General features: G+C 62.7%; 27 protein-coding genes and 1 pseudogene. 6 read left to right on the top strand and 22 right to left on the bottom strand.

The features are described 5' to 3' along the window. The first annotated feature begins 10 nt into the window (after positions 1-10). Positions 11-2,149 carry a putative bifunctional diguanylate cyclase/phosphodiesterase gene (locus LB545_RS28245; RefSeq protein ID WP_140494561.1) on the top strand — a complete coding sequence of 713 codons (2,139 nt, stop codon included), beginning with the start codon at positions 11-13 and terminating at the stop codon, positions 2,147-2,149. 9 nt (positions 2,150-2,158) lie between these two features. Here the strand turns inward: LB545_RS28245 and LB545_RS28250 are convergent, their stop codons facing one another. Then, entirely contained in the window at positions 2,159-3,049 is an 891-nt protein-coding gene (locus LB545_RS28250) for a fatty acid desaturase family protein (RefSeq protein WP_140580896.1), read from the bottom strand. 115 nt (positions 3,050-3,164) lie between these two features. On the opposite strand from LB545_RS28250, the gene LB545_RS28255 reads away from it, so the two are divergent. Then, positions 3,165-4,082 carry a LysR substrate-binding domain-containing protein gene (locus LB545_RS28255; protein ID WP_140666261.1) on the top strand — a complete coding sequence of 306 codons (918 nt, stop codon included), beginning with the start codon at positions 3,165-3,167 and terminating at the stop codon, positions 4,080-4,082. Between the two features lie 18 nt (positions 4,083-4,100). On the opposite strand, the pseudogene LB545_RS31235 reads toward LB545_RS28255, so the two are convergent. From LB545_RS31235 to LB545_RS28295, 8 genes and pseudogenes are all read right to left on the bottom strand, one after another. After that, positions 4,101-4,372 (bottom strand): annotated as a pseudogene (locus LB545_RS31235) (DUF3303 domain-containing protein). Between the two features lie 19 nt (positions 4,373-4,391). Next, positions 4,392-5,855 (bottom strand): RimK family protein, encoded by a 1,464-nt coding sequence (locus LB545_RS28265; protein ID WP_140494569.1) that lies wholly within the window; start codon positions 5,853-5,855, stop codon positions 4,392-4,394. 5 nt (positions 5,856-5,860) lie between these two features. Then, positions 5,861-6,958, bottom strand: a complete 1,098-nt coding sequence (locus LB545_RS28270; RefSeq protein ID WP_140494571.1) for a GNAT family N-acetyltransferase/peptidase C39 family protein — start codon at positions 6,956-6,958, stop codon at positions 5,861-5,863. A gap of 205 nt (positions 6,959-7,163) precedes the next feature. Beyond that, complete coding sequence (locus LB545_RS28275; RefSeq protein WP_140517812.1) at positions 7,164-7,955, bottom strand: anti-sigma factor family protein; 792 nt, start codon at positions 7,953-7,955, stop codon at positions 7,164-7,166. 2 nt (positions 7,956-7,957) lie between these two features. Next, positions 7,958-8,470 carry an RNA polymerase sigma factor gene (locus LB545_RS28280; protein ID WP_140494575.1) on the bottom strand — a complete coding sequence of 171 codons (513 nt, stop codon included), beginning with the start codon at positions 8,468-8,470 and terminating at the stop codon, positions 7,958-7,960. Positions 8,471-8,627: 157 nt separating this feature from the next. After that, positions 8,628-9,044 (bottom strand): type II toxin-antitoxin system VapC family toxin, encoded by a 417-nt coding sequence (locus LB545_RS28285; RefSeq protein ID WP_140494577.1) that lies wholly within the window; start codon positions 9,042-9,044, stop codon positions 8,628-8,630. Continuing rightward, positions 9,044-9,286 (bottom strand): type II toxin-antitoxin system VapB family antitoxin, encoded by a 243-nt coding sequence (locus LB545_RS28290; protein ID WP_140494579.1) that lies wholly within the window; start codon positions 9,284-9,286, stop codon positions 9,044-9,046. The genes LB545_RS28285 and LB545_RS28290 overlap by 1 nt, the downstream gene beginning before the upstream one ends. A 61-nt stretch (positions 9,287-9,347) precedes the next feature. After that, complete coding sequence (locus LB545_RS28295) at positions 9,348-12,080, bottom strand: DUF2339 domain-containing protein (RefSeq protein WP_224706166.1); 2,733 nt, start codon at positions 12,078-12,080, stop codon at positions 9,348-9,350. 255 nt (positions 12,081-12,335) lie between these two features. Between LB545_RS28295 and LB545_RS28300 the strand changes: the two genes are divergently transcribed. Further along, positions 12,336-12,800 (top strand): NUDIX domain-containing protein, encoded by a 465-nt coding sequence (locus LB545_RS28300; protein ID WP_224706167.1) that lies wholly within the window; start codon positions 12,336-12,338, stop codon positions 12,798-12,800. Between the two features lie 45 nt (positions 12,801-12,845). On the opposite strand, the gene LB545_RS28305 is transcribed toward LB545_RS28300, so the two are convergent. The 9 genes from LB545_RS28305 to LB545_RS28345 form a co-directional block, all read right to left on the bottom strand. Beyond that, positions 12,846-13,364, bottom strand: a complete 519-nt coding sequence (locus tag LB545_RS28305) for a PaaI family thioesterase (protein ID WP_224706168.1) — start codon at positions 13,362-13,364, stop codon at positions 12,846-12,848. Beyond that, positions 13,361-14,131 (bottom strand): DNA repair protein RecO, encoded by a 771-nt coding sequence (gene recO, locus LB545_RS28310; protein WP_224706169.1) that lies wholly within the window; start codon positions 14,129-14,131, stop codon positions 13,361-13,363. The genes LB545_RS28305 and recO overlap by 4 nt, the downstream gene beginning before the upstream one ends. Positions 14,132-14,263: 132 nt before the next feature. Further along, complete coding sequence (locus tag LB545_RS28315) at positions 14,264-15,400, bottom strand: porin (RefSeq protein ID WP_140517808.1); 1,137 nt, start codon at positions 15,398-15,400, stop codon at positions 14,264-14,266. A 581-nt stretch (positions 15,401-15,981) separates the two neighbouring features. Further along, entirely contained in the window at positions 15,982-16,872 is an 891-nt protein-coding gene (locus tag LB545_RS28320) for an aminoglycoside phosphotransferase family protein (protein ID WP_140649154.1), read from the bottom strand. A gap of 5 nt (positions 16,873-16,877) precedes the next feature. Further along, complete coding sequence (gene era, locus LB545_RS28325) at positions 16,878-17,810, bottom strand: GTPase Era (RefSeq protein ID WP_140494591.1); 933 nt, start codon at positions 17,808-17,810, stop codon at positions 16,878-16,880. Further along, complete coding sequence (gene rnc, locus LB545_RS28330; RefSeq protein WP_140494593.1) at positions 17,807-18,532, bottom strand: ribonuclease III; 726 nt, start codon at positions 18,530-18,532, stop codon at positions 17,807-17,809. The genes era and rnc overlap by 4 nt, the downstream gene beginning before the upstream one ends. Positions 18,533-18,536: 4 nt before the next feature. Then, positions 18,537-19,286 (bottom strand): signal peptidase I, encoded by a 750-nt coding sequence (gene lepB, locus LB545_RS28335; RefSeq protein ID WP_140517805.1) that lies wholly within the window; start codon positions 19,284-19,286, stop codon positions 18,537-18,539. Positions 19,287-19,363: 77 nt separating this feature from the next. Further along, entirely contained in the window at positions 19,364-19,777 is a 414-nt protein-coding gene (gene acpS / locus LB545_RS28340; protein WP_140494597.1) for a holo-ACP synthase, read from the bottom strand. After that, positions 19,774-20,373 (bottom strand): DUF2062 domain-containing protein, encoded by a 600-nt coding sequence (locus LB545_RS28345; RefSeq protein WP_140494599.1) that lies wholly within the window; start codon positions 20,371-20,373, stop codon positions 19,774-19,776. The genes acpS and LB545_RS28345 overlap by 4 nt, the downstream gene beginning before the upstream one ends. Positions 20,374-20,589: 216 nt before the next feature. Between LB545_RS28345 and LB545_RS28350 the strand changes: the two genes are divergently transcribed. Then, positions 20,590-21,111, top strand: coding sequence for a GNAT family N-acetyltransferase (locus tag LB545_RS28350; RefSeq protein WP_224706170.1), 522 nt, complete (start codon positions 20,590-20,592; stop codon positions 21,109-21,111). Between the two features lie 6 nt (positions 21,112-21,117). Here LB545_RS28350 and LB545_RS28355 read toward each other — a convergent pair whose 3' ends face one another. The 4 genes from LB545_RS28355 to rpoZ form a co-directional block, all read right to left on the bottom strand. Continuing rightward, positions 21,118-21,498 (bottom strand): VOC family protein, encoded by a 381-nt coding sequence (locus tag LB545_RS28355; RefSeq protein ID WP_140559458.1) that lies wholly within the window; start codon positions 21,496-21,498, stop codon positions 21,118-21,120. Positions 21,499-21,508: 10 nt separating this feature from the next. Further along, the gene (gene pyrE, locus LB545_RS28360) at positions 21,509-22,087 is read right to left on the bottom strand and encodes an orotate phosphoribosyltransferase (protein WP_140517801.1); all 579 of its coding nucleotides are present in this window, start codon (positions 22,085-22,087) and stop codon (positions 21,509-21,511) included. A 28-nt stretch (positions 22,088-22,115) separates the two neighbouring features. After that, positions 22,116-24,344, bottom strand: a complete 2,229-nt coding sequence (locus tag LB545_RS28365; protein WP_140517800.1) for a RelA/SpoT family protein — start codon at positions 24,342-24,344, stop codon at positions 22,116-22,118. Between the two features lie 128 nt (positions 24,345-24,472). Further along, positions 24,473-24,874 (bottom strand): DNA-directed RNA polymerase subunit omega, encoded by a 402-nt coding sequence (rpoZ, locus tag LB545_RS28370; protein WP_140494610.1) that lies wholly within the window; start codon positions 24,872-24,874, stop codon positions 24,473-24,475. 333 nt (positions 24,875-25,207) lie between these two features. Between rpoZ and LB545_RS28375 the strand changes: the two genes are divergently transcribed. Next, complete coding sequence (locus LB545_RS28375; protein WP_140494612.1) at positions 25,208-25,789, top strand: NYN domain-containing protein; 582 nt, start codon at positions 25,208-25,210, stop codon at positions 25,787-25,789. After that, a complete protein-coding gene (locus tag LB545_RS28380) occupies positions 25,786-26,463 on the top strand; it encodes a uracil-DNA glycosylase (protein WP_181168444.1) in 678 nt (225 codons plus the stop codon). Before LB545_RS28375 ends, LB545_RS28380 begins: the two co-directional genes overlap by 4 nt. The last annotated feature ends 13 nt before the right edge of the window (positions 26,464-26,476 follow it).

Genomic DNA, 26,476 nt, shown 5'->3' on the forward strand with positions numbered 1-26,476 from the left:
GGCACGCCTCATGCCCGTCGTTGACGACAAGGATGGTTCGACCGTCCCTGAACAGGGGGCCGAAGGCGTGGATCGTCGTGATATGGAAGACGAACTGCGCGAACAAAACGAACGCTTTTCGGCCGCCGTCGAGAACATGTCGCATGGTCTTTGCATGTTCGACGCCGACGAGCGCATGATCATCTGCAACGGCAACTATATCAACATCTTCTGCCTCGACGCCAACGTGGCGCAGCCGGGGATCCGTTTCATCGACATCCTGCGGCACAGCGTCGATGTCGGCATCGCCTCGCAAAGCGCCGAAGAACTTTACGCCATCCGCAAGCCCTATATCGATGGAGCGAAACCCTCGACCTATGAGGAGGCGCTCTCTGATGGGCGCATCATCAGCATCTCGCACCGGCCATTGGCATCGGGCGGCTGGGTTTCGATCTACGAAGACATCACCGAGCAGCGGCGCGCCGAACAGGATCTCAAGGAACAGCATCGCCGCTTCGACGCGGCGCTCGCGAACATGTCGCAGGGCCTGCTGATGTATGACGCCGGCGGCAGGCTGATCGTACGCAATCAGCGCATCCTGGAGCTTTATGGTGTGACCGAGGTGGATCTGCCGCTCGGCATGACTCACCGCGAACTCCTCGAACGGCTGGTGCGCCTTGGGGTCTATGCGCCCATAGATGTCGAGGACGAAGTTTCGAGGACCGAGGCTCGCGTGCTGGCCGGCCAGACGCGGTCGACCCCCCGCCGGCTCGCCGACGGACGAACGCTGATGGTTGCCCGCCGGCCGATGAGCGGCGGCGGCTGGGTCGCCACTTTCGATGACGTGACCGAGAGCAGGCTTGCCGAGGAGCGCATGACCCATCTTGCGCATCACGACGTGCTGACCGGGTTGCCCAATCGCTCGGTGTTTCGCGACCGGCTCGACCGGGCACTGGAGGATGCGGCCGCGGGACCGCTGGCAATCTTCTCGCTCGACCTCGACCGCTTCAAGGTCGTCAACGATACGCTGGGACATCCGGCTGGCGACCGGCTGCTGAAAGGCGTGGCCGCAAGACTGCTGCGCTGCGTGGACAACGACGCAGATATCGTCGCCCGTTTTGGCGGCGACGAGTTCGTGATCGTCCAATTCAACGTCGAGGGCCTGGCGAGCGCGGAAAAACTGGCGAAACGCATTGTCGAGGCCATCGCCAAACCATTTCATGACAAGAGCCGGGACATGCATGTTGGCGTCAGCGTTGGCATCGCGCTTTCTCCCGGCGATGGCAGGGACGCCGATACATTGCTGACAAACGCCGACATGGCGCTCTACCGGGCAAAAAGCGAAGGGCGCAACCTGTACCGTTTCTTCGAGCCCGGCATGGATGCCACGGTGCGCGCGCGCCGGGCCCTCGAAGCCGATCTCGATACGGCGCTGCCGAGCCGGGAATTCGATCTCGATTTCCAACCGATCATGGCCATAGCTTCGGGCGAGATTGTCGGCGCCGAGGCCCTGATGCGCTGGCATTCGCCGTCGCGCGGCACTGTGGCGCCGGACGAATTCATTCCGGTCGCCGAGGAAACCGGGCTGATCGTGCCGCTTGGCGAATGGGCGCTGCGAAAGGCCTGTGCGACGGCGGCAGCCTGGCCACCTGGCCTGCGCATTGCGGTCAATGTCTCCGCCGTGCAGCTCAAAAGCGGCGGCTTTGCTCGCAGCGTCATCTCTGCCCTGGCCTTTTCGGGCGTGCCGGCCAGACGACTGGAACTGGAGATCACCGAAACCGTGCTGATGGACGAGAGCAAAGCCGTCCTGAAGACGCTGCGACAGTTGCGTGAACTCGGCATCCGCATCGCGCTCGACGACTTTGGCACCGGCTATTCCTCACTCGGCTATCTCAGGCGCTTTCCCGTCGACAAGATCAAGATCGATCGTTCCTTCATCTCCGACATCGGCAATCTCGATACCGCAGCGATCGTGCGCACCATCATCGGGCTGGGCGCCGAACTGGGCATCACCGTCACCGCCGAAGGCGTGGAAACCGAAGCACAGCTCGACATGCTGCGCCGAAACGGCTGCGTGGAGGCGCAAGGCTATCTGATCGGCGTGCCGTCAAAGGCGGCGGAGATTCAGCACCTGTTGAAATCGAGCGCGGTGCGCAGCCAGACCGGCTGACGCCATAAATCAGCGCAGCGTCTCGATGTATTTTTCATGGAAGCCGATATAACCCGGCTCGACAACCTTCAGATGCCGCTCGATCAGCGCGTGAAACTCCGGCAACCGGTGGAAGGGCACGCCCGGATAGGCGTGATGCTCGGCATGGAAGGGCATGTTCCAGGCAAGCTTGCGCACAGCCCAGTTGGTCAGCGTCGTCCTGGTGTTCTCCAGCATGTTGGCGACGAAGGGGCAGCGGCCATGCTCGGCCAACAGGTAGAGCCGCAGGAACGGCTGGCCGAGCAGCGCGGGAAAGATCCAGACATGGAGCAGCACCGTCGCCTTGAACCACAGCGCGAGCACCAGCACGACGGCATAGAAGGCAATCATCGCGCGTGCCTCGGCGCGTACCTTCGGACGCCCCTTTGGGGGCACGTAGCTGTCCTGGCAACGTCCCATGGCATTGGCCTGGAGCGTCTTCAGATGCCCCAACCACACTGGAAGTCCGGAAACGTGGACCAGGTACTGCCGCCAGGTTTCCGGCTTCGGGAAAGCCAGCTCCGGATCGCGTTCGGGATCCTGGGTGAAACGGTGATGGGCGAAATGGAAATAGCGGAACCAGTCGGCCGGCAGCGCGATCGCGAGGCTGCAGACGCGCGCGACTGCGTCGTTCAGCCATTGACTTTCGAAAGCCGTGCGATGCACCGTCTCATGCAGCAGCGTGAACAGGAACACGATCAGTATGCCTTGCGGCAGCATCAGCAGCGGCCAGAACGGCACCTTGGCGGCGATCAACCATCCGAGGAGCAGGATCGCGCCGAGGTGGAAAGCGAGCTGAACAAGGCCGGGCCCATCCGACTTGCCGGTTAGCCGGCTGCGCTCCTCATTCGTCAGCGAGGCGATCACGTCACGATGATCCATAGGGGCATCCCGGCTGATTGAATTCATTCGGTCAGCATACCCCAGCAAGAAACCTTTCTAACAACGAGGATTTCTGCAATATAGATAAGCTGAACTTATCTTTTTGGTCACCGCCATGGTTGCAATGCCATCGTTGCGAGGTCTTCAGGCCTTCGAGGCGGCGGCGCGCACCGGCAGCTTCGCCGCGGCGGCGGAAGAGCTTTCGGTCTCGGCCGCCGCAGTCAGCCAGCTCATCCGCATGGTCGAGGAGCAAGTCGGCCGCAAGCTCTTCCACCGCGCCAACCGGCGTGTCGTCCTGAGCGAGGCTGGCGTCGAGATGCTGCCTCGATTGACCATGGCCTTCCAGGAAATCGGCAGCGTCTCGCGCCAGCTTGCAGGCGATGCGTTCCGCCCGCGGCTCGTCGTCTCGGTCCCGCCGTCCATGGCCATGGGCTGGCTTTCCGAGCGCCTTGCCGGCTTCATCGCCATCCACGGTGCCGTCGACATATCTCTCAGGGGCGATGACGACCCGGTGTCGTTCGACCGCGACCTGATCGACCTCAGGCTCTCCTACGGTCCGCACTATCGTGAGCACCCGATCGAGGACATTGTCCAGGACGCGGTCTATCCCGTCTGCGCGCCAAAGCTCGCCAGCGTGCTGGAGGCGGATGGCGGTCCGCTCGCCGGGCTGCCCCTGATCCACACCGACTGGGGACCGACCGGCGCATCCTTTCCCTCATGGCGCAGTTGGTTCGAGGCGGCCGGCATAGCGCCTGGGCGCGGCATTCAGCGCGGCCTGTCGGCAAACTCCTCGCGCGCGGCGCTCGACCTCGCCATTTCGGGACTGGGCGTGGCGCTGGCGCAAGGGATCTATTGCGCCGAGGCCGTGGAGGACGGCCGGCTGGTCCGGCCTGTCGCCAAGGCGATTGCGCTGCGCCAGCCCTATTGCCTGACAATTCCGCAGCGGAGCGCAAGAAGGGACGTCGTGGCGGCGTTCCGTGACTGGCTGGTCGATGAATGCCAGCGCGCGGTGGGCTCGCCGGCGCTCCGCTGAGCCAGCAAGCGGCGATGGTCAGAGGTGCCCGCTCAATGCCTCGACCATGTCCTTGTTCGCCGCCACGGGCACGATCTCGAACTCCACCAGATCCGCCCACTCGATCACCCAGCGCTGCAGCAGCGTGACGTCGTCGGTCTCCACCAGCAGGAAACAGCGGCTCATGTCCGCCGCGATCCAGCTATGGTGCACCAGAAGCTCCTCGGCTTCAGGCGACCGTAATCGCGGAAGCGGCGGTAGATCTCCTTGCGGTCGCAGCCGCGAAAATCCTCGGTCACCAAAAACAGCATCTCTGCCCCAATCGGATAATTATCGGCCCGGCCGCTCCAAACGTTCCAGGAACCATTGCGTCAGCCGTACCCAGACCTCGTCCTTCTCGCCGGAGTCCTCCCAGCCATGATCGAGGTTGGGATTGTCGTTGACCTCGATGACGAAGACGCCGTCCTTGGTCTCCTTGAGGTCGACGCCGTAGAGGCCGTCGCCGATGCAGCGCGCCGCCTTGACTGCCGTCTCGACGACATGGGGCGGCGTCTCCTTCAGCGTGAAGGTCTTGATGCCGCCCTGGTCGGGCTTGCCGCTGGCCTTGTGGTTGACGATCTGCCAGTGCTTCTTGGCCATTAGGTAATGTACGGCAAACAGCGGTTGGCCGCCGAGCACGCCGACACGCCAGTCATATTCGGTCGGGATGAATTTCTGCGCGATCAGAAGATCGGAATCCTCCAGCCATTCGGTGGCGAGTGTCTTCAATTCCTCGAAATTGGCGCATTTCTTGACGCCGCGCGAGAAGGAGGAATCCGGGATCTTCAGCACCAGCGGAAAACCCAGCGTCTGCGCCGCCAGTTCAAGGTCGGAAGTGCCGGCTATCATCACGGTCGGCGGAACCGGCACCTTGTTGTAGGCCATCAGCTCGTTGAGATAGACCTTGTTGGTGCAGCGGATCATCGACAGCGGGTCGTCGATGACCGGCATGCCTTCCTGCTGGGCGCGGCGCGCGAAACGATAGGTATGGTTGGAGATCGAGGTGGTCTCGCGGATGAACAGCGCGTCGTAATTGGCGAGCTTGGCGAGGTCCCTCTTGGTGATCGGCTCGATTTCGACGCCCATCTTTTCGGCGATCCTGGCCCAGTAGCGCAGCGAGGAGATTTCCGAGGGCGGCAATTCCTCATGCGGATCGACCAGCGTGGCGAAAGTGTAGCGCGCCGGCGTGCGGCCCTTGGTGTCGCGCCATTCGCGATTGGTATAGGTGTCCAGGCATTGCAGGAAGAAGCTCTCCTCCTCCTCGGTCATGCGCGCAAGGGGATGAAAGCCGATCTTGCGGATCGAGGCCCACTCGGCGCTGTCCTTGATGTGGACCTCGAGCGCCGGCGCGCGGAACCAGTCGAACAGGAGCTTGGCGAATCGGTCCCACACCTTGGACGGGCCAATGCCGAAGAAGATGCAGACCTTCGCCGGAAAAGCGCCGCCAAGATCCTTGCGGCACTTGTTGAGCGCCAGCTCCAGTTCGGGCAGCGCATGTTCGTAAAGCTTGCGCTCCGACAGATCGATCATGGTTTCTACGGTCGGGATGACCTTGTGGCCGCGCGAACCCGCCAGCAGCGAGGCATAATAGCCGCGGCTCTGGTAGCCGTAATTGTTCGACAGGTTGATGACCTTGGGACGCTGGCCGCGAAACAGCGCCGGATGCGCGAGATAGTCGCGGTTGGTGATAATCTTGTGCGGTGTCGCCACCTGGTCGAGATCGCTCTGCCGGCCAGTTAAGATAACCCAGGTCATTGTTATCAGCGCTTCCCCAGAGTGATGGCGGCGCGCAGTCCGTCGCGGCCGAACTGCGCCATGTTCATAAAGATGCCGTAAGGCACGGGAATGTTGGCGGCATCAAGGATGGTCTCCTGCCTCTCGTCCTCAACCCAGGGATCGTGGATCAGGATATGGTCACCGTCGTCGCCGATGGCCAACACCCAGTGCGGCACCTTCTTGCCGAACATCAGGAAGCCGCTGATCAGCACCAGCACCAATTTTCCTTTCGCGATCGCGGCGCGAATGTCGTCGATGGTGAATGAACGGTAATTCACCGGGATGCCGTAAAGTTCCGCGCGTCGGCGAAAGTCGACCTGGGCCAGTTCCATCACCCGGCGCTTGTCCGCGCTGCGCACCGACTGGAGGAACAACGCGCCGTAGAACGACACGTAAATCTCGGCCGCAAGGCCGCTCTCATAGCCGGCGACCGCGAGGCCGAACGGCTCGCAGCCACCCGGGCCCGACATCATGAAGACGGTCGTCGCTTCGCGCCAAAGACGAATTTCCCTGACCGGGTCCGGTACGAAGTCGTGATCGAAATTGCCCATGGCCATCATCAGGCAGCAGGGACCGCAAGTGAATTCGCAGGTCTGCTGGTAGAACGGCACGCTGGTGGCGGCCGGAAGTTCGCCGCGCAAGGTCTTCTCGTAGCGCAGCGCCGTGGCGCCGTCCTCGTAGTAATCGGGTTCGCGGCCGATCTTGCGGTAGCCGGCCCGCTCGTAGATGCTGATGGCGCGGGCATTATCCTCCCGCACTTCTAGGCGCAGCATCATGCGATCGTGTTCGAAGGCCGCCTCCTCCGCCGCCACTAGCAACCGGCGGCCGATGCCGAGGGCGCCAAAAAAGGGACTGGTGGCGATCGAATAAAGGCGCGCCACGCCGCTGCCCTTGCGAAACAGCACAATCGCATAACCGGCGACGCGGCCATCTCTTTCGGCGACCAGCGTCTCGGCGGTCTCGCGCTCGATGAACTGTCGGAAGGAGCGACGGGAAATGCGGTCGCTGGAGAAAACAGCTTTCTCGATGGCGGCGAGATCATCGACGTCAGTCGCGCGGGCCGTGCGAATCTCGGCAGGCATGCGGGCTTGGAAAACCTCGATTGGGTTGTGATGAAGGCCCTATTCGAAACGTCCAGACACCAGCCCAAAACGGCAGCGCCCATCCAGCGCTATCGCACCTCGATTAGGGCCGAATTGTGACAGATTGGCGCCAGCCCGGGAGGACAAAGGCTTTGAACCAGGTCACCGTTTTCGAGTAGGCGGCGGCGCCAAAAAACGATGCTGTTCAACTCGCCAGGCCGGCCAGAAGCTGGCTGTAGGCGCTCTTGGCCACGATGGCCAATTGCTCGCGCGGCACTGAGCCGACGACAGCGCAGCCATAGCCCTTGTCCAGCCAGTAGACGGCCTGCGGGCCGGCTTGCGCCGAAGCGTAGGTCCCCCTGGCGTTCTCCACCGATTCGGCCGTTACAAAGAGCGATATGCGCTCGCCCTTGTCGTCTTCATAGAGCAGCATTGCCGCCTTGCTCTCGCCAGCCGGCAGCAACCTGCCGCCGACCAGTTGGAACCCGCTGCCGGTCAAGTCCGGCGCAACCAGCTTCAATCCGACCCGGTTGGACAGCCAGGTCAGCAGATGATCCTTGTCGCTTGCCGGCACTTCCACCGCATGCCGCTTCTCGGCGGCATAGATGACATGCGCGGCGATCGCCTGCTCGGCCAACTGATCCTCGGCCTGATCTTCCCGGCCAATACCGTCGCTGCCGGCAAAGTAGCCGCCAAGCCCGCCCGCGGCCAGTAGACCGGCAGCGGCGGCGGCAAGCCACCAGCGCGAGCGTGGCATTGGCGTCCTGGCTGGCGTCTCGCCAAGCACCACCTTGCGCAACCGCACCGGCACCGGCTCGTCGATCACGCCAGCGAAGGCATCTCGCAATGCCGTCCTGTCGGCGATGAAACGGGCGCTTTTCGCCTTCATCTCGGGAGTGGCGTCGAGCCATGCGTCATAGGCGGCGCGCTCATCGGCCGGCAACTCGCCGTCGAGTGCCATGTGGATGTCGCGTTCGGAGAAATCGCGGCGGATCATTTCTAGACGATCCTTATCGAACGGCGGCGTGCCGTGTCGTCCAGCAGTCCGCGCAACTCCTCGCGCCCGCGCGCGATGCGCGACATCAGCGTTCCCGCCGGCACTCCCAGGATGTTGGCGGCCTCGGCATAGGAAAAGCCTTCGATCGCGACCATGACGAGTGCGGCACGGCGGTCGGGGCTGATCGCCTGCAATGCGTCGACGATCTCGCGCGAGGCGATGCTTTCCACCTGCTCGGCCGGCTGTGCAACCGCCTCGCCCGCTTCCAGCGACAGCATCGCGGCTTCGCCGCGCCGGTTCACTTTGCGCATCTGGTCAATGAACAAATGATGCATGATCGTAAACAGCCACCTCCTGGGGCTTTCTCCCGTCTGCCAGTTGTCGAGCCGCATGAGGGCCCGTTCGAGACAGTCCTGGACGAGATCGTCGGCGGCGTCGCGGTCGCGCAACAACGAGCGTGCGTAGCGGCGCAGGCGCGGTATTTCGCCGAGGATTGCTGCCTTCTTTTCGTCCATGACCGCTGGTTTCGGAATTGCCCTATTCATCAGATTGAACGCGCCTTCGCGGCGCGACGCAAGCAGCCAGTGCGAAGCGGTCCACCGCCCCGGTCACCCAAGCAATGATGTAACGATGGAAGCGGCGGGTTTATTCCCGCAATCAATAGGAGGCCAACTACGCCAAATCGGTCTTGAGAAAGTCATTGCCTTTAAAGAGCAACGGAACATCAAGAGCCTTGGCGCAGGCGTAGGAAAAGCAATCACCAAAATTAAGGTCGGCCGGATGACCGACCGCTTTGCCGTACCGGATGCTGGCATCAATGGCGCGCCCCCCGATATCCTCGTTGATGGCTACATTGCGAGCGTCGATCTCAACAATGAACGCATCGACCAGATCGCGCGCCGCAGACAGCATTTCGGGAGTCGGCTTTTTGGCACCGGCATTCACTCGCCCGAGGGCAAGCGTAGCTTCGAGCCGAACAAGCGCTGAAATGTACAGCTGACCGTCGACGTCGGCGATCCGCTTCAGCAATTCCTCCCAACCCGATTCCTTGGCGAGAATTGCAACGACAACCGATGCGTCGACAAACATCAGTCTTCCCACATCTCGTCCATGAATGCCTTGATGTCGAAGGTGGTGTCGGACGGCCCCAACGCCGCTGCTTGCGCTTGAAGAACGGCAATCCTCTCCCGCAGCGGTTTGCGGGCGCGGCTTCGTTCAAGTTCGTGCAAAAGCGCGGTTCGCACGGCTTCCGTTTTGCTCGGCGCATTCGTCTCGCGCTGCAATTTCGTCGCCAGAGCATCTACCTCATCGTCGCGGATATAGAGCGGCATTTGAATATCTCCCGTGGAATATTCATATATTCCATTTTGAATATTCAAACAATGCTAACCCTCAAGTCTCTTTCGCCGCCCTGGTCAAAAGCCGCTGGTAAAACAGGCCGATGCCGATCAGCACGGCGCCAAGGCCGATGAAGGACAGTGCGCGAAGCACACCCTCCAGCTCCGACATGTCGAAGAGGAACACCTTCAGTACGGCGACCGCGATCAATGCGGCCGAGGCGATGCGCAGCACCTGTGATTTCAGCCAGACGCCGGCGGTCAGCAGCGCCACGCCGATGATCAGCCAGAGTGCCGAATAGGTGTAGGTTTCCAACTGGCCAAGGCCGCTCCACAAGCCGATGAACTCGCCCTTGAACAGGCGCCGCACCGACAACGTGGCATAGGCGAAGGCAAGCAGGGCCGCCACCAGCGCCAGCATGGCGGCATACCATTTCGGCCGCTTGTTGCGGGCATAGAGCGCAAGCCCGCCGGCTGCGACCGCCGGCAGGAGATAAGCGAGGAACAACAGGTTGAAGGCCGGGATCTGCCCGGTCGACTCGTCGGTGAAGAGCGGGTTCAGCACCAGGAAATGCTGCACGACGATGAAGGCGACCGAGATCACGCCCGCCGCCATGGACCCGTAGCGCAGCACGGAACTTGGCGAGCGCCTGTCGATGGCCACGAGTATGGCGCCGGCGCCGATCGCGATCAGCGTGTAGATGGCCTGTTCGGCAAGTGTGGGCGCATCGCTGTTGAGGACACCGCCATGCATGGCGTGGCGCACCAGCATGGCAAGCGTCAGCAGTGCAAACAGCGCCGCCGAAGCTTCCATGGCCAGGCGCGGCCGGCCGTCGGTGGTGCGGGCCAGTTGCCAGGCGGCGAAAGCGAAGGCGAGCGCCGGCACGCCATAGCCCGGCAGCAGCCAGTTGAAAACCGGGGTCGTCGACAGGAACCCGGCACCGACGACGGTCGGATCGAAGATGACACGTCCAAGCACCGCCGCGACCGCGCCGACCGAAATCCAGCCGAGCACCGGATAGGAACGCCAGCGTGTGGCCAGCGCCGGCACGATTGCGGCCGCACCAAGCAGGATGGTTGTCCAGCCGGAACTGAAGGCCATATGCAGCATCAGCAGGCCTGCGAGCGCGGCTCCGCCGAGCGCGAAGGATACGGCCGCCCTGCCCTGCAACGGCGGTTGCTCGCCGCGCGCGATCCACTCGCCGCCGGCAGCGAAAACCACGACCAGCAGCGCCGCCACGGCGGCGTAGGCAAGATCGCGGTCGAGATTGCCGAACGTGAACCAGAGTGCCTGCAGGACGACCAACGGCACGATGACGCCCCACGCCGCCCATGACGCAGCGCGGAAGTGGGTCGCGGCGGCAAATTTGCGGGCGGCCCAGAAACCGGCGCCGATGAAGACAAGGCCAAGCGCAACACCGATGCGCAAGGTCAGTGCGTTCGATGTAGCCAGGGGCACGGCATCGATGCCCAAGACGTCGCCTGAAAAATCAGAAGCGATCGAAGTCGGCGGGATGATGCCGAGATAGATCAGCACCGTCACCAGTCCCGCCGCATAGAGCAGTGGCAGCGCCGGGGGGCGGTAGAGCGCGACGGCCACCATCGCGGCGAGCACGACGGCTCCCGGCAAGGCATCGCCGGCAGCGACGAAGGCCGGATCGACCGAAAGGCCCAGCGCCGAGAGGGCAACAAACAGGCCCGGCGCGACGGACGGCCAGTCGAAAGCCGTGGCTGATCCGCCTTCGTCGCTGCGGCGGCCGAGCCAGACGAAGGCGAGCACGGCCAGCGTGACGGTGTTCACGAACAGGATCACGGATAAATTCGCGCCCGGCGCATCGGTCATGTAGAGGATCGTCCAGATGCCGGTACCGACAAAGGCCGCCGTCATCAGCAACTTCCAATCGCGCATGCGGGCAATGACGCCGCTGGCGGCAAGCACGATCGCCAGATAGCCGAACAGGGCCCAGGGATTGGGCGCCTGAGAGGCAATCAGCATCGGCGTCACCATGGCGCCGACTAGGCCGATACCAGCCAGCGCCTGGCCGTGGACAAGGGCGGCGGCAATCGTCGCTATGCCGATGGCGCCGAGCAGCGTGAGGGCGAGCGCCGGCCCGATAAATCCGTAGATGCCATGTGCGGCATAGACGGCGCCGAACAGGATGAAGGCGCCCGCCGCAGTCAGGATCGCCGGGATGTAGGCGCCTGCGGCGCCTTGCACGGGCACCCTGAAGCCGGTGCGGCGAATGAATTCGCCGGCTGCAATCAGCACAAGGCCGAGCAGCCCGGCCATGGTCAGCCGCACACCGGGGCCGAAAATTCCGGCTTCGATCGTGTAGCGGATGAGAAACAGGCCGCCCAGCGCCAGTGCCAAACCGCCGACCCAGACCGCCCAGCGGGTGCCGAGCGCCGTTTCGATATCGGGTTTGCCGGGCGCTTTCACCGCTGCGACAGGCTCGGCTACCTTGGGCGCCGCCTCGCCTGGTGTCCATGGTCCCGGCTTGACCTCGTCCGTCGCGGCGTCGGTTTCCAGAGCCGGCAGCGCCTGCCCGGTGGCTGCCTCGCTGGCCGTTGGCGAAACGACCACGGCCGCAGCAACAACGGCTTCGGCCGGCTGGCCCTCGGTCGCCGCCGGTTCGGACTGCTTGGCGAGAGGCGGCACGGCGCCGGAAAGGACGAGGCTCCGCAGTGCGCTTAGCTCACGCTCGATCAGTCCGATGCGGCTCTGCTGGCGCGAAATGATGACGAACAGCACGATGATGGCGACAAGGCCGATCAGGCTTTCAAACATGGCGGCTCCCCCAAACCAGACCAGTTGCTACTGACAATCAAATGTGGCCTGCAAACGACCAGCCAACGGCCGTCGGATCGGCGGCTGGAAAGATCGAGCATGTTTCGGCGTCGAAAGCCAGCGGCTTGCGCCCATTGGCCCTCGGCATCGCTTGCGAATGGCCGGTTTCCGGAACATTGCCTGCCAAACCCGCAGCCGATGGCCTATGATACCTTGGCCGCAAAGGGTTCTCCAAGCGATGTCATGGGAATACGTATGCCGCAACGAAGCGCAGGACTGCTGATCTACCGGCGAAACGCCGGGGCCCTCCAGTTCCTGCTCGTCCATCCGGGTGGACCGTTCTGGGCAAGAAAAGACGAGGGGGCATGGTCTATCCCCAAAGGGCTCGTCGACGAAGGCGAGGACGAGTTGAAAGCCGCCCAACGTGAGGCAGAAGAAGAACTCGGCGTCACCATCAACGGCGACTTCCAGCCTGTCGGCAGTTATCGGCAGCCTGGCGGCAAGATCGTGAGTGCGTGGAGCGTCGAGGCCGACGTCGACACCGATGCCATCAAAAGCAACATGTTCACCATGGAGTGGCCGCCACGGTCGGGATCCATGAAGGCATTTCCCGAAGTGGACCGGGCCGGTTGGTTTTCAGAGTTGGAGGCCGGTCTCAAGATACTCAAAGGCCAGCGCGCGATCCTGGACGATTTCGTGGAACGGCAAAATGCCGGATAACATCCGCTGTTATCACCGCTCGCCCAGTGCGCCTTAGGACGATTCCTATCGTGCCGCCAGATTGGAGGCCGGGAAGATCGAGCATGTCTCGGTGCCGAAAGCCAGCAGCTTGCCGCCGGCGTCCTTCAGCGTCGCTTCCGAAACGGCCAGCGTGCGGCCCTTGTGAATGACCTTGCCCTCACAGACCACCTCTCCGGTCCTGGGCGTGATCGGCCGCGTCAGGTTCACCTTGAATTCCGCCGTCGTATAGGCCTCGCCTTTTGCGAGCAGCGTCTGCACGGCGCAGGCAAGCGCCGAATCGAGCAGTGTCGCCGCCCAGCCGCCATGCACGCCCCCCAACGGGTTCAGGTGGCGCTCGTTCGGCACACCCCGAAACACGGCACGGCCTTCCGAGACTTCGGTCAGCGCGAAGCTGAGCTGGAAGGAAATCGGCGGCGCCGGATATTTGCCATCGATGATGCGCTGCAAAAGTTCCAGGCCGGTGTAGGCAAGGATGTCCGCATGCGGAATGGTGCCGAGGCCGAGCGGCGAGACCCGGCCTGGATAAAGTTCCACTTCGCTCATGTGATGATTTCTCTCGCGGCGGTTTCTCCCGACAGGCCTTTTGTCGTGTGGTGCTTCCGCAGCGCGGCGAGGAAGCCGGAGCGCGCGTCCGGCTGCTCGATGCCGCGCGGCTCGTAGACGTGACGGGTGAAGAAGAAGCCGGTGAGCCGGAAGGCATCCTGGATCGCCGCCGGATCGGCGCGCAGGCCGGAGCCACGCAGGAAGGCCGGCAGCGCCAGCATCTTGTCGCGCCAGGGCGCGCCGGCTTCCCGCGACACCGCTCGGCCCGATTTCGGCGAGACATAGGCAAGATCCTGCCGCGTGCCGGTCGCGGCGCACTGGGTGAGATCGAGACCGAAACCCAGTTCGTCGAGGATCAGGAGCTCGAAACGGGCCACCAGTTCGCCGGCCGCATCGACGTCATCGAGATGCACGATCATCACCGACAGCGCCTCGTAGAGGCCGCCATGGGCGTCGCGCTCGGGCAGCAGGCGCAGATGCGCGGCCATGGTCTGCAGGCCATACACGGCGACCGCACTCTCCATCAACCTGGCCGCATTCATCTCGATCGCTTCGGCCTGGAACGTGCCTAGGTGCTCATCAAGGCGCGCCCGCCAAAGCAGGTCGACACGGTTGCCGGGCTGGAGAACAGGCTGCTGCTTGCGCGAGCGCCCGCCACGCACGAGGCCGAGATGGCGGCCATGCGCACGCGTCATCACCTCGAGGATGGCGCTGGTTTCGCCATGCTTGCGGGTGCCGAGAATGATTCCCTCGTCGCGCCATTCCATGCCTGGAGCATTTCACCGATCGGGTGGCGAAATCAAGGTACGGGCTTGGTGCCTGGGCTGGCTCTCGCAAGGGTGCATAAAAAGCCGCCCGCAGCATAGCTGCGGGCGGGTCTGGTGGGGTCAGTCGATCCGTTAGAACGAGCGCTGGAAGCGGAGGATGCCGCCGACGCTGCTCTTCTTGTCGGCCTTGGTCCAGTTGTTGAAGTCGGCGTCGTCGAATTTTCCTGCATTGAGGTAATCGACTTCAGCCGTGATCGTGTAACCGGGCACAATCGTGTATGCGACGTTGGCAGCGACGCCGAGGTTCTTCCAGTCGTCATAGGAGATCTGGGCGTTGAACGAGGTCTTGTCGTTGAACTTGTAGGTGCCGCCACCCCAGATCGCCCAGTTTCCGCCCCACGGCTTATATTGGGTGCGGCCCGTGCCGAAGTCGTTGATGTTGTCGTTGGTGCCGTAGCCGCCCATGACGAACAGCGTCAATTCTTTGCCGACATTGACGTCCAAGCGAACCTTGCCGGCCACTTCCTCGTAATTGCTGTCATAGGCGACGACGCCGGTGACCGCACCCCAGTCGCCCTTGTACTTCAAGCCGCCGACGACATGCGGAACATAGCTGTCGATCGTGTTGACGCCGGTACCTTCTTCGAGCGAGACCACGGCCGAGAAGCCGCTGCCAGCGTCGAAATAGTACTGCACGACGTTGGTATCCTTGATACCGTACGGGATGATCGTGTCCTGGATGACGTTGCCGGCATAGCCGATAAACGAATCGTATGCCGTTTCATCCTTACCGACGCGCAGGCCGCCGAGCTGAATCCAGGCGAAGTTGAGGGTCGTCGCCTTGTTGCCGGCCTGCCAGCCAGTGCCGCCAGTCTCATAGTCGCCGCTGCTGTTGCCAAATTGAAAGCGAGTCTCGGTGTAGGTCTTCAACGTACCGAGCTCGGTTTCCTGGCCGGTCCAGGTCTTCAGCGCGAAGCGCATGTTCTTGTAGTAGGTGTCGTGGCTATCGCCGTCCATGTGATCGGCAACGTTGTTGACGCCATCCAGCGTGCCGCTGTCCCCGACGCCTATGTCATAGCGGAGATAGCCGCCGATGCGCAGGCAGGTCTCGGTGCCGGGGATATAGAAGTAGCCGGCGCCGTAGACGTCGCAGATCCTGACGTATTCAGCGGGTTCCGGCTCGGCGACGACGACAGCGTCGGCGGCGCGAGCGCCGGAGACCGCGATCAGTGCCGCGGCTGAGCCGAGAAGAAGGCTCTTGATGTTCATTTTCTGACCTCTCCAGTCAAAGTTAAAAATGGCTTCGGATTTTGGTTGGCGGATATATTTTCCCGCCTCACCACAACGAAAAAGGCCCGCACCGCGTCCCCTTTTCGCGGCGAACATACCCATCAATCTTCCGCCTTCAATGACAATTCCACAAACATTCGGGATTTATGACATAGATTAAATCCGTGTTGCAGAAATATCACTGGAGAATTCACTTCAGACTGCGGCACCGCACAAGTGGAACATTGTCATATTTCCGTAATAATTCCCTGTATGTTCCAATTTTATGATGATATTCTCCGAACACCAATTGTTTGAGAAACTTCGCGTAAATAAAGCCACTTCCATGGTCGTTTCTACCTAGCCATTCCCCAGCCACGTGAAACCGAAGCCGATCCCCTCGAAGGAGTCTTTTCAGCGGGTCACGGGCACGCCGGGACGGACCACAGGCCATGATGGGAAGATCAATCCGACGTCGGCGGACTCGTCTGCAAGAATCCGCGCTGGCCAACTGAGAAGTCGACCCAACGGAACCTCGGCGTCCCTGGTCGATAGCCACCAGCCAACGGTTTGGGTCATTATTACCGGCGCTTGTGGTCGGCCAGCACCGCGTCGATCACGCGCCAGGATTGTTCGATCTCGGCCGAGTTGACGTCTATCTCGCCGGCGGCGGTGATCAGCGCCTTCCACAGTGCCCAGCCGCGGCCGCGCGCCCAGGTCGCGTCGTCGACGCCGAGGCCAGCGCGGAAGGCCCCCCTGCTCTTTCCCTCGAACAATGTCCAGGCAATCGCCAGATCGCATGAGGGCTCGCCGACGCCGGAGGTGCCGAAGTCGATCACCGCGCTTAGCCTGCCGTGTTCAACCAGAAGATTGCCCCAGCTGACATCGCCGTGGAACCAGACGGGCGGGCCTTGCCAAGGGGCGGCAAGAGCCGTTTCCCAGACAGCGCTTGCCGCGCCGGCGTTGATACGGGTGTCGAGCGCCGCGATCGCTTGTCTCGTCTCCCCGTCATAGACGTTCAGCGGCCCGCCGCGAAAGAAATTGTGTTGGCCCGGCCCCGGTCCGCCAGCCGGGTCGATCCGCTTGAGCGCAACCAGAAAGCCGGCCAGGTCCGCCGCGAATTCCGACAGGTTGGCGATACGCTCCCGCTTTGCAGTCTCACCTTCGATCCATCTGTAGACGGACCAATGCCACGGATAGCCCTCGGCCGGGGCTCCCATCGCCAGCGGTATAGGGATGGGCAGCGGCAACAGCGGCGCCAGCCTCGGCAGCCAGCGATGTTCCTTCTCCACTTGCAGGGAATAGGCGGCGGCACTGGGCAACCGAACGGTCATCTCGTTGCCGAGACGAAAGCTTCTGTTGTCCCATCCGCCAGGTTCAATCGGCCGAACCGCAAGATCCCTCCAGCGAGGAAACTGCGCCGCGATCAACCGGCTGACCAAAGCTGCGTCGATATTCGACTTGCTATCCATCCATCCTAGTGCGGAAACTCGAGCCCCATCTCACGGTAGCGTTCGGGATCGTCGCCCCAGTTCTCGCGCACCTTGACGAACAGGAACAGATGCACCTTTTGCTCGAGGATGCCGGCGATTTCCATACGCGCCGCCTGGCCGATGGCGCGGATGGTCTCGCCCTTGTGGCCGAGCACGATCTTCTTCTGGCTGTCGCGTTCGACATAGATGACCTGCTCGATGCGCACCGAGCCGTCCTTCTTCTCTTCCCATTTCTCGGTTTCGATGTGCGAGGAATAGGGCAGTTCCTGATGCAGCCTGAGATAGAGCTTCTCGCGAGTGATCTCGGCGGCGAGCTGGCGCATCGGCAGATCGGAGATCTGGTCTTCCGGATAATACCAGGGCCCCACCGGGAGCGCCTCGGCAAGGTAATCGAGAAGGTCCTTGCAGCCAGAGCCGGTCAGCGCCGAAACCATGAAGGTGCGCTTGAACGGCACTCTTTCGTTCGCTGCTGCCGCCAGCGCCAACAAGGCCTCCGGCTTGACGCGGTCGACCTTGTTGAGGATCAGCGCCATCGGCTGGCGCACATCCTTCAGGCGTTCGAGAATGGCGTCGGCATCACCTCTAATGCCACGCTCGGCATCGATCAGGAGCAGCACGATATCGGCATCCTTGGCGCCGCCCCAGGCTGTCGTCACCATTGCCGTGTCGAGACGCCGCTTTGGCTTGAAGATGCCCGGCGTATCGACGAAGACGATCTGCGCGTTGTCGTGCGTGGCGATGCCTCTGACGATGGCACGCGTCGTCTGCACCTTGTGGGTGACGATTGACACCTTGGCGCCGACAAGCTGGTTGACCAGCGTCGACTTGCCGGCATTGGGCGCACCGATCAGCGCTACGAAGCCGGAATGCGTAACGGCCGCAGGCGCGGCCGGAACCGTGTCTTCCGTGGCTGTCATGCCGCGTCTCCCTGATCGATCCAGACACCTTCACGAATCAGAAGGGCGGCGGCGGCGGCCTGCTCGGCCTCGCGTTTGGAGCGGCCGCTGCCGACAGCCGGCTGGAACCCACCAACCATGACACTGACGGTGAACAGCGGATCGTGATCCGGCCCCTCGCGGCTATCGATGCGGTAGACGGGCACGGCGCTTGCCGCCTGATGCGCCCATTCCTGCAACTCGGTCTTGGCGTCGCGTCGGCCGGCACCCGACGCCTGCGAGCGCGGCTGCCAATATTTGTGGATGAAAGCGCGCGCCGCTTCCAGCCCTCCGTCGAGGTAGAGCACGGCGATCAGTGATTCCAGCGCGTCGGCGCGCAGATTGACGCGCTTGCGTCCCTCGAGCCCTTGAACGTCGGATCCGGCGCGGATCAGCTCCGGCAGACCAATATGTTCGGCGATCTCCGACAGCGCCTCGGCATTGACCAGCGCGTTGAACCGCAGCGACAATTCGCCTTCCGCCGCATCGGGAAACGCGGCCAGCAGCATATCGGCCACCACGAGGCCGAGAACCCGGTCGCCCAGGAACTCAAAGCGCTCATAGTCGGTGCCGGCATTGGCGCCGCGGGCGCTGGCATGGGTCAAGGCACGCTGCAGGCGCCGGCGGTCGGCAAAGGCATGGCCCGTGCGCTCCACCAGCGCTTCGGCGAGCGCGTCGGCGGTCAGCCGTCTTGTCGCCGCCATGACCCTAATTAACGAAGTGGAAGAGGCGCGAAGCACGCATAAGCGACGGCCATTTCCAAATTTCGAGCGGGCTCGCCTTGCCGGCGATCGAGAAGAAAACAAGGTTGGCCCGGCCAACCAGGTTTTCGGCCGGAACGTAGCCGACGGAGAATCGGCTGTCGGCGGAGTTGTCCCTGTTATCGCCCATCATGAAATAGTGACCGGGCGGAACATCGAACTCGCGCGTGTTGTCGCCGATCGAGTTCGGCGACAGATCCAGCGTATCGTAGCTAACGCCGTTGGGCAGCGTCTCGCGATAGACGTCGATCGGATAGTCCTTTTCGGTGATGTCGGGATTGTCGATCTGACCGGTCTTCACGCGCGGGACTCCGACGCCGTTGATGAACAGCTGCCCGTCCTTCACCTGAATCTTGTCGCCGGGCAGGCCCACCACACGTTTGATGTAGTCAACGGACGGGTCCGGCGGGAACTTGAACACCACCACGTCGCCGCGCTTCGGCTCGGAGCCCCAGATGCGGCCCGAGAAGATGTCCGGGCCGAAGGGCAGCGAATAACGGGAATAGCCGTAAGACCATTTGGTGACGAAGAGATAGTCGCCCTCGAGCAGCGTCGGCCGCATCGAACCCGACGGGATCGAAAAGGGTTGGAACAAGAGCGTGCGAATGACCAAGGCAAGCAAAAGCGCCTGGACGATGACGCTGACGGTTTCGCCAAGCCCGCCGGATTTCTTCTGGGGTTTTTCAGCCACGCTCATGTCGTCCTCGATTGTGCGTTGGATGGTATAGAGTCTCGGCGCGCGCTGGGCAACGTCATGCCGGTGGTCAGATGCAATCAATGTGGCGCTTGTTCGACGGGCAACGCTTCGATGATCACAAAGGCTTGAGCAAGCGGAAAATCATCCGTGATGGTGAGATGGATCATCGCCCGATGGCCCTTTGGCAGAATCGCGTTCAGCCGCGCCTCGGCGCCACCGGTCAGTGCCATGGTGGGCGCGCCGCTCGGAAGATTGACGACACCCATGTCGCGCCAGAACACGCCCTGCGCCAGCCCGGTGCCCAGTGCCTTGGCGCAGGCCTCCTTGGCTGCGAAGCGCTTGGCGTAGGAGGCCGCCCGCGCCCGACGGTTTTCGGAGCGGGCTTGCTCGACCTCAGTGTAGATTCTCTGGATAAAGCGCTGGCCATGGCGCTCCAAGGACTTTTCAATGCGTCTGATATCGATCAGATCGCTGCCGATGCCGATGATCATCGCGCGGTGGAACCGATGCTTGCGTTTGGGTGAGACGATTGCTCATGGCGGGCCGCGCGCTCTGCCAGCCGTTTGCGCCGCTGCTCGCGAAAGGCGTTCATGCCCCAGCGCGTGATGGCGTAGAACAGAACCCCAAAGGCCAGTCCGAGCGGTATCGCACCGATCAGCATCGGCTTCAGCACCGGGGCCCACAATTGCGCGAAGGAAAGGTTGTGCAGCATCTCGCCCAGATGTGCTGGCGGGCCGTGCGCTGGCAGGCGGCTGTGCAGGATCAGCTTGCCGGTCTCCCAGGAGGCGCCCCACAGCAGCGGGAACGTCAGCGGATTGCCGAAGAATACTGCGCCAAGTGCGGCCGCCACCAGATTACCGGCGATGAGCCAGCACAGCACCGCGGCAATGGCGAAATGGAAACCCACCGGAAAGAACGAAGCAAAGACGCCAGCGGCGACGCCGGCCGCCACCGCATGCGGCGTGGCCTTCAGCCGCAGGATGCGCTTGGAAAAGTACTGCAGCGAGCGCGAAAACGACCGGCGCGGCCATAGATAGGTACGCACCCGCTCCAAGAGGCCATCAGGCTCGCGGCGTCGAAAAAGCACTCTATTCCAATTCCTGATCTACCAATACCCGCCGTCTGCCACCCCAAGCCGGGTCACAGCAACTTATCTTGCGCTTCCGGGGCGCAGAAAGGCAACAACGACTTTGATATAGCGACAGGCTGGCTTCGGAACAACGAAACGCTGCCGCGATGGTCTGCCGCAGGGGGTAACAAGATCGCCATTGAGGCGAAACTGAGGAAAAGAAGGACGGCCGGCATGGCCACCATTCGACCAGCGCGCGACGACGAGGCGAAAGAGTTGCCCGATATCGACCAATCCGCCGGGCTGGCGTTTCGTTCCATACCGGACCTCGCCTGGATCGCCGAAGATGGCAATATGAGCGTCGAGCGGCACCGCGCGCTGACCACGGAGGGCACATGCTGGGTCGCCACGGACAAGCGCGACCGCGCCATCGCCTTCTTGAGCGCCAGCGTTGAGGACGATGCATTGCATATCCTGGAATTCGACGTTCGTTTTGAGTGGCAAGGCTCGGGCATCGGCCGAGCCCTGCTGGAGACCGTCATCGAGGAGTCCAGGCGGCGCGGCCTTGCAACGATCACGCTGACGACATTTCGCGATGTTGCTTGGAACGTGCCGTTCTACCGAAAGTTCGGATTCCGCGTCCTGGAGGATGCGCAGATCGATGCGCGGCTCGCCGGGTGGCTGAGACAGGAAGCCGCGCACGGCATGCCGGTGAGCCGGCGCTGCGCAATGCTGCTCGATCTCGCGCGGATTTAACGGCGGCTATTCCAGATATTCACTGACCTCGATCAGATTGTCGTCGGGATCGCGGAAATAGACAGACATCATGCGGCCGCGTGCGCCGATCCGCTCTACTGGTCCAAGTTCCACCGCCACACGATCGGCTTCGAGACTGGCGAGGAGTTCGCCGAGCGGCCGATCGGTGATCAGGCAGAAATCACCGGCTCCGGGCGTCGGCGACTTCGCCTTCGGCTCGAAGGTGCGGCCGACCTCGTGGACATTGATCTTTTGGTTGCCGAAAGCCAGGGCTGTCGGCAGGCCCGGCGTATCGATGCGCTTAAAGCCCAGAACGCGCTGGTAAAAGGCGCAGGTCGCCTCGAGTGAGGCCACCGTCAGCACGAAATGATCGATACTGATGATCATCCCGCCCCTCTCAGATATTGCGACTGCCCGGCTTGATCGCCGGTATGGCGGCGAGTTCCGGCGGCAGCCGATCGGCCGGATAGGCCGGCACCTCGTACTCGGCGAGGGCGATCAGCGGCACGCCGACATCGGTCTTGCCGGCGGAGCGGTCGATGATGCAGGCCGCCGCCGTGACCTCGGCGCCAAGTTCGCGCAGGCAGTCGATGGTCTCGCGGATAGACAATCCAGTGGTGACGATGTCCTCGACAATGACGACACGCGCGCCGCGCGCGATCTCGAAGCGGCGCAGCCGGAACTCGCCCCCTTCCCGCTCGACCCAGATCGCCGGCACGCCAAGATGGCGCGAAGTCTCGTAGGCCGGGATCAGCCCGCCGATGGCCGGGCCGACGACATAGTCGATTTTGCCCGGCACGGCGGCGCGGATCTTTTCGGCCAGCGCCTTGCACAGCCGCTCGGTCTTATCGGCATGCATGAACACGCGCGCCTTCTGCAGGAACACCGGACTGCGCAGACCCGACGTCAGAATGAAATGCCCCTCCAGGACAGCACCAGCCTGGCGAAAAATATCCAGCACTTCGTCCGTATTCATCCGTCTATCCCCATGTAGATCAGTCACGTTAGCCATTGACACGCCGTGCATCGCTGACGCTCGAATTGTCCTTGAGCTGCGACAGCAGCCGGTTGAGATGCTTCAGATCCCAGACTTCGAGATCGATCAGCATTTCGGTGAAATCGGGCGCGGTGCGCACCATTGACAGCGTATGGATGTTGGCATCGTTCGAGGCAACGACCTGAGCGATGTCGGCGAGCGATCCCGGTGCATTGATGGCGGTGACGGAAACACGAGCGGGAAAGCGTTCCTTGGTGCGCTCGTCGATGTCCCAGCGCACGTCAATCCAGCGCTCGGGCTGGTCGTCGAAAGCCTGCAGCGCCGGCGACTGGATCGGATAGATGGTGATGCCGGTGCCCGGCTGTACGATTCCGACGATGCGGTCGCCAGGCACCGCCCCTTCCGGCGCGAAACGCACCGGCAGGTCGCCGCGCACGCCACGGATCGGCACCGCGCCGTCGCGCGGCTGGTCCTTGTCCTTGCGCGCGGCACGGCCCGGGATCTGGAACAGCATGCCGGCGGCGTTGCGAATCTTCGACCAGCCTTCCTCGCGCTGCTTGGGCGCCGCCGGCGTGACGCGCTCGTCCTTGTAATCGGGGAAGACGGCTTTCATGACGTCGGTGGACGCCAATTCGCCGCGGCCGACGGACGCCAGCACGTCCTCGATGTCCTTGCGCGCCAGCCGGTGCAGGACGGGCTTCAGGTTTTCCTTGGTGAAATTCTTGCCGGCCCGCTCGAAAGCCCGTTCGAGAATGCGCGCGCCGAGACCCGAATACTGCTTGCGGATGGCGTTCTTGGTGGCGCGGCGAATGGCGGCGCGCGCCTTGCCGGTGACGACGACGGATTCCCACGCGGCCGGCGGCACCTGCGCCTTGGAGCGGATGATCTCCACCTCGTCGCCATTCTTCAGCTCCGTCATCAGCGGCATGATGCGGCCGTTGACCTTGGCGCCGACGCAGGTGTCGCCGACATCGGTGTGAACCGCATAGGCGAAGTCGATCGGCGTGGCACCTTTCGGCAGCGCGATCAGCATGCCCTTGGGGGTGAAGCAGAACACCTGATCCTGGAACAGTTCCAGCTTGGTGTTCTCGAGAAAATCCTCGGGATTGTCGCCCTCGGCGAGTTGTTCGATCGTGCGCCTCAGCCAGGCATAGGCATTGGTTTCCTTCGAGATCGAATGGGCCGTGCCGTTCGCCTTGCCGCCGGTATCCTTGTAGATCGAATGGGCGGCGACGCCATATTCGGCGATCTTGTTCATCTCGCGGGTGCGGATCTGAAGCTCGACGCGCTGACGCGACGGCCCGACGATTGTGGTGTGGATCGAGCGGTAGTCGTTCTGCTTCGGTGTTGAGATGTAGTCCTTGAAACGGCCGGGCACCATCGACCAGGCGGTGTGGATGGCGCCAAGCGCGCGATAGCAGTCCTCGACATTGTCGACGACGACGCGAAAGCCGAAAATGTCGGACAATTGCTCGAAGGAGAGCGCCTTGGCCTCCATCTTGCGGAACACCGACCACGGCTTCTTCTGCCGGCTTTTGACGCCTGCATTGATCGCGTGTTTCTCGAACAGAGCCGACAGCGCTTTCTCGATCTCCGACAGCACACCCTTGTTGCGCTCGAAAATCTCGGCGAGCCTGGCGGTGACGGCGCGATAGGCTTCCGGATTGATGTAGCGGAAGGCGATCTCCTCCAGTTCCTCGCGCATGCCCTGCATGCCCATGCGCCCGGCCAGCGGCGCATAGATATCCATCGTCTCCTCGGCGATGCGCAGGCGCTTGGCTTCCGGCACATGGTCGAGGGTGCGCATATTGTGCAAGCGGTCCGCGAGCTTGACCAGAAGCACGCGCACATCTTCCGAGATCGCCAGCAGAAGCTTGCGCAGGTTCTCGGCCTGCTCGGCCTTCTTGGAGACGAGGTCGAGCTTCTTCAGCTTGGTCAGACCCTCGACCAGCTTGCCCATCTCGGGCCCGAACAGTTCGTCGATCTCGGCCCTGGTCGCCGTGGTGTCCTCGATCGTGTCATGCAGCAGGGCGACGGCGATCGTCGCCTCGTCCATGTGCATTTCGGTGAGGATGGCGGCGACTTCGAGCGGATGCGAGAAATAGGGGTCGCCGGAAGCGCGCTTCTGGTGGCCATGCTTCTGCATGGCATAGACATAGGCCTTGTTGAGCAACGCCTCGTTGACGTCAGGCTTGTAGCGCTGGACGCGCTCGACAAGCTCATACTGACGCATCATGGGCGGAATCTCTCGGCGATGAAATGAATCATGCGCCGCACTGCTGCACGGCGCATGTCATAGATAGCCACGAAACTGCCGGGACGGAAGTGCCGGAAGATTGTTCCAGGCGCCTCCGCAAAGCAGTCTTAGTAGTCGTCGCTCTTTTCCGGCGGCACCAGGCCTTCGATGCCGGCCAGCAGGTCTTCCTCGGTCATGCGATCGAAGGCGATGTTGTCCTCGGCATCATCGGTATCGGCGGCCGTGACGGCGGCGCCGGTCTGATCGGCGATCGCCTCGCCATCGGCTTCGGGCTCGTCGACCTCGACATGCTTCTGCAGCGAATGGATCAGGTCTTCCTTGAGGTCGTCCGGCGACAACGTCTCGTCGGCGATCTCGCGCAGTGCGATGACCGGGTTCTTGTCATTGTCGCGCGGGACGGTGATCTGCGCGCCCTGGCTGATCTGACGAGCACGGTGGCCGGCCAGAAGCACCAGTTCGAAGCGGTTGTCGACCTTGTCGATGCAATCTTCAACGGTTACGCGGGCCATGGATTGCCCCTTTCATGCCTGGATTTAATGGAAAACAGGCGCGGTCAATAACCCGAACGCCGCGGAAATACAAGCATTATGGAATGCCGGGGCCGGAGAACGGACGATCTGTCATTGCTTTGTCGGATTTCCCCCGAAACCGGTTTCGGTCGAGCTCCGGTGCGCCCGGTACCAAGCCGGCGATCACAATTGCTTGCAGTGCGGCAACGAACCCTTGGATTGCCACAAAACTGGCGTTATTTCGAAAAGCGTAAGGTCAGCCGGTTTATTGCGAACCCTACTGATAGTCGCATTTCGTTTTGACGGCCGCTTATTTCGAAAAGGAATTTTTCCATGTTCGACCCCCGTGAAAAGATCGCCCTGTTCATCGACGGCGCCAATCTCTACGCCACGTCGCGCGCGCTCGGTTTCGACATCGATTATCGCAAGCTCCTGTCGAGCTTCCAGAAACGCGGTTACCTGCTGCGCGCCTACTATTACACCGCCCTGGTCGAGGATCAGGAATATTCCTCGATCCGGCCGCTGATCGACTGGCTCGACTATAACGGCTTCAAGGTCGTCACCAAGCCGGCCAAGGAATTCACCGATTCGACCGGCCGCCGCAAGATCAAGGGCAACATGGACATCGAATTGACCGTCGATGCGCTGGAACTGGCCGATGTCGTCGACCACTATGTCATCTTCTCCGGGGACGGCGATTTCCGCACGCTGGTCGAGGCGCTGCAGCGGCGCGGGCGCAAGGTGTCGATTGTCTCGACCATGGCCTCGCAGCCGCCGATGATCTCCGACGATCTGCGTCGCCAGGCCGACCATTTCATCGACCTGATGACGCTGAAGAACGAGGTGGGCCGCGATCCCTCCGAAAGGCCGGTGCGCCGACCCGAACCGGCCGAGACGGAAGAGGACGAGTACTGAGGGCGGCTGCGTTGGCCGCACATCTGGCCGCCTCCCCGGAACCCGATCGCGATTGCCCGCTCTGTCCGCGGCTGCATGGTTTCATTGCCGAGTGGCGGCAACGCGAGCCATCGTGGTTCAACGCGCCGGTTCCGACCTTCCTGCCGCCCGAAGGCGACGATTCGGTCCGGCTGCTGATCGTCGGGCTTGCGCCCGGCCTGCGCGGAGCGAACCGCACGGGCCGGCCTTTCACGGGCGACTATGCCGGCGACCTGCTCTACGGCACGTTGATCGCGCACGGCCTGGCGCGCGGCGAGTTCAAGGCGCGGCCTGACGATGGGTTGGAGCTCGTTGGAACGGCAATCACCAACGCCGTCCGCTGCGTGCCTCCCGAGAACAAGCCTGTGGGCGCCGAGATCGCCACCTGCCGGACTTTCCTTGTGCCGACGATCACACGGTTTCCCAATTTGCGGGCCGTGCTGACACTTGGTTCGATCGCGCACCAGTCGACCGTGCGGGCACTGGGCCAGCGCGTCGCCGCCTATCCCTTCAAGCATGGCGGGCGGCAGGAGGCCGGGGGCATCACGCTGTTTTCCAGCTATCACTGCTCGCGCTACAACACCAACACCGGCGTGCTGACCGAAGCGATGTTCGTCAGCGTTTTCAGGGAAATTGCGGCGTTCCTGGATTCGTAGGGTCTGGAATTGG

Source organism: Mesorhizobium sp. BR1-1-6 (assembly GCF_020165355.1).
In the GTDB taxonomy this organism is placed as follows: Bacteria; Pseudomonadota; Alphaproteobacteria; order Rhizobiales; family Rhizobiaceae; genus Mesorhizobium.

Coding starts and splice junctions, on each gene's coding strand:
- LB545_RS28245 (WP_140494561.1), top strand. CDS start 11: ATGCCCGTCGTTGACGACAAGGATGGTTCGACCGTCCCTGAACAGGGG.
- LB545_RS28250 (WP_140580896.1), bottom strand. CDS start 3,049: ATGGATCATCGTGACGTGATCGCCTCGCTGACGAATGAGGAGCGCAGC.
- LB545_RS28255 (WP_140666261.1), top strand. CDS start 3,165: ATGGTTGCAATGCCATCGTTGCGAGGTCTTCAGGCCTTCGAGGCGGCG.
- LB545_RS28265 (WP_140494569.1), bottom strand. CDS start 5,855: ATGACCTGGGTTATCTTAACTGGCCGGCAGAGCGATCTCGACCAGGTG.
- LB545_RS28270 (WP_140494571.1), bottom strand. CDS start 6,958: ATGCCTGCCGAGATTCGCACGGCCCGCGCGACTGACGTCGATGATCTC.
- LB545_RS28275 (WP_140517812.1), bottom strand. CDS start 7,955: ATGATCCGCCGCGATTTCTCCGAACGCGACATCCACATGGCACTCGAC.
- LB545_RS28280 (WP_140494575.1), bottom strand. CDS start 8,470: ATGGACGAAAAGAAGGCAGCAATCCTCGGCGAAATACCGCGCCTGCGC.
- LB545_RS28285 (WP_140494577.1), bottom strand. CDS start 9,044: ATGTTTGTCGACGCATCGGTTGTCGTTGCAATTCTCGCCAAGGAATCG.
- LB545_RS28290 (WP_140494579.1), bottom strand. CDS start 9,286: ATGCCGCTCTATATCCGCGACGATGAGGTAGATGCTCTGGCGACGAAA.
- LB545_RS28295 (WP_224706166.1), bottom strand. CDS start 12,080: ATGTTTGAAAGCCTGATCGGCCTTGTCGCCATCATCGTGCTGTTCGTC.
- LB545_RS28300 (WP_224706167.1), top strand. CDS start 12,336: ATGCCGCAACGAAGCGCAGGACTGCTGATCTACCGGCGAAACGCCGGG.
- LB545_RS28305 (WP_224706168.1), bottom strand. CDS start 13,364: ATGAGCGAAGTGGAACTTTATCCAGGCCGGGTCTCGCCGCTCGGCCTC.
- recO (WP_224706169.1), bottom strand. CDS start 14,131: ATGGAATGGCGCGACGAGGGAATCATTCTCGGCACCCGCAAGCATGGC.
- LB545_RS28315 (WP_140517808.1), bottom strand. CDS start 15,400: ATGAACATCAAGAGCCTTCTTCTCGGCTCAGCCGCGGCACTGATCGCG.
- LB545_RS28320 (WP_140649154.1), bottom strand. CDS start 16,872: ATGGATAGCAAGTCGAATATCGACGCAGCTTTGGTCAGCCGGTTGATC.
- era (WP_140494591.1), bottom strand. CDS start 17,810: ATGACAGCCACGGAAGACACGGTTCCGGCCGCGCCTGCGGCCGTTACG.
- rnc (WP_140494593.1), bottom strand. CDS start 18,532: ATGGCGGCGACAAGACGGCTGACCGCCGACGCGCTCGCCGAAGCGCTG.
- lepB (WP_140517805.1), bottom strand. CDS start 19,286: ATGAGCGTGGCTGAAAAACCCCAGAAGAAATCCGGCGGGCTTGGCGAA.
- acpS (WP_140494597.1), bottom strand. CDS start 19,777: ATGATCATCGGCATCGGCAGCGATCTGATCGATATCAGACGCATTGAA.
- LB545_RS28350 (WP_224706170.1), top strand. CDS start 20,590: ATGGCCACCATTCGACCAGCGCGCGACGACGAGGCGAAAGAGTTGCCC.
- LB545_RS28355 (WP_140559458.1), bottom strand. CDS start 21,498: ATGATCATCAGTATCGATCATTTCGTGCTGACGGTGGCCTCACTCGAG.
- pyrE (WP_140517801.1), bottom strand. CDS start 22,087: ATGAATACGGACGAAGTGCTGGATATTTTTCGCCAGGCTGGTGCTGTC.
- LB545_RS28365 (WP_140517800.1), bottom strand. CDS start 24,344: ATGATGCGTCAGTATGAGCTTGTCGAGCGCGTCCAGCGCTACAAGCCT.
- rpoZ (WP_140494610.1), bottom strand. CDS start 24,874: ATGGCCCGCGTAACCGTTGAAGATTGCATCGACAAGGTCGACAACCGC.
- LB545_RS28375 (WP_140494612.1), top strand. CDS start 25,208: ATGTTCGACCCCCGTGAAAAGATCGCCCTGTTCATCGACGGCGCCAAT.